The 1773-nt window shown below is 54.9% G+C and carries 1 protein-coding gene and 1 rRNA gene; one reads left to right on the top strand and one right to left on the bottom strand.

Going from position 1 to position 1773, the window contains the following annotated elements:
• The coding region (locus MRBLMD1_RS05450; protein ID WP_364398051.1) for a hypothetical protein at positions 1-199 on the bottom strand (199 nt) is incomplete at its 3' end.
• Between the two features lie 43 nt (positions 200-242).
• On the opposite strand from MRBLMD1_RS05450, the gene MRBLMD1_RS05445 reads away from it, so the two are divergent.
• Positions 243-1764, top strand: a 16S ribosomal RNA gene (locus MRBLMD1_RS05445).
• Positions 1765-1773 lie beyond the last annotated feature (9 nt).

Here is a 1773-nt window from a genome sequence, read left to right as displayed (position 1 = left end):
GGTAAGTTTGAAAAGTTGCTCCGGAGCGATCCTGAACGTTGGTTTGGGTGGTGCCGGGTGTGTCTGTTGTTTGAGAACTCAATAGTGTGCCAAGTTTGTTGATACCGATTATGTATGTAATTGGTTGAATTTGCCGAATCGTGCCGCCCCTGTGGTGTGGTTTGGTGTTTTTAGCTGGTTTCAAATTTTGTGCAGCCATTATGACCGTTATTTCCGGTGGTTTTGGTTGTGTCTGTTTGTTTTCAACGGAGAGTTTGATCCTGGCTCAGGATGAACGCTGGCGGCGTGCTTAACACATGCAAGTCGAACGATGATGCCCACTTGTGGGTGGATTAGTGGCGAACGGGTGAGTAACACGTGAGTAACCTGCCCTTGACTCTGGGATAAGCCTGGGAAACTGGGTCTAATACCGGATATGACCTTCCATCGCATGGTGGTTGGTGGAAAGCTTTTGTGGTTTTGGATGGACTCGCGGCCTATCAGCTTGTTGGTGGGGTAATGGCCTACCAAGGCGACGACGGGTAGCCGGCCTGAGAGGGTGACCGGCCACACTGGGACTGAGACACGGCCCAGACTCCTACGGGAGGCAGCAGTGGGGAATATTGCACAATGGGCGCAAGCCTGATGCAGCGACGCCGCGTGAGGGATGACGGCCTTCGGGTTGTAAACCTCTTTCAGTAGGGAAGAAGCGTAAGTGACGGTACCTGCAGAAGAAGCGCCGGCTAACTACGTGCCAGCAGCCGCGGTAATACGTAGGGCGCAAGCGTTATCCGGAATTATTGGGCGTAAAGAGCTCGTAGGCGGTTTGTCGCGTCTGCCGTGAAAGTCCGGGGCTCAACTCCGGATCTGCGGTGGGTACGGGCAGACTAGAGTGATGTAGGGGAGACTGGAATTCCTGGTGTAGCGGTGAAATGCGCAGATATCAGGAGGAACACCGATGGCGAAGGCAGGTCTCTGGGCATTAACTGACGCTGAGGAGCGAAAGCATGGGGAGCGAACAGGATTAGATACCCTGGTAGTCCATGCCGTAAACGTTGGGCACTAGGTGTGGGGGACATTCCACGTTTTCCGCGCCGTAGCTAACGCATTAAGTGCCCCGCCTGGGGAGTACGGCCGCAAGGCTAAAACTCAAAGGAATTGACGGGGGCCCGCACAAGCGGCGGAGCATGCGGATTAATTCGATGCAACGCGAAGAACCTTACCAAGGCTTGACATGAACCGGAAAGACCTGGAAACAGGTCCCCCACTTGTGGTCGGTTTACAGGTGGTGCATGGTTGTCGTCAGCTCGTGTCGTGAGATGTTGGGTTAAGTCCCGCAACGAGCGCAACCCTCGTTCTATGTTGCCAGCACGTGATGGTGGGGACTCATAGGAGACTGCCGGGGTCAACTCGGAGGAAGGTGGGGACGACGTCAAATCATCATGCCCCTTATGTCTTGGGCTTCACGCATGCTACAATGGCCGGTACAAAGGGTTGCGATACTGTGAGGTGGAGCTAATCCCAAAAAGCCGGTCTCAGTTCGGATTGGGGTCTGCAACTCGACCCCATGAAGTCGGAGTCGCTAGTAATCGCAGATCAGCAACGCTGCGGTGAATACGTTCCCGGGCCTTGTACACACCGCCCGTCAAGTCACGAAAGTTGGTAACACCCGAAGCCGGTGGCCTAACCCCTTGTGGGAGGGAGCTGTCGAAGGTGGGACTGGCGATTGGGACTAAGTCGTAACAAGGTAGCCGTACCGGAAGGTGCGGCTGGATCACCTCCTTTCTAAGGAGC

Origin of the sequence: Pseudarthrobacter sp. LMD1-1-1.1, assembly GCF_040676255.1 — a bacterium.
Lineage (GTDB): Bacteria > Actinomycetota > Actinomycetes > Actinomycetales > Micrococcaceae > Arthrobacter.
This window is presented reverse-complemented; position numbering and strand designations above follow the sequence as displayed.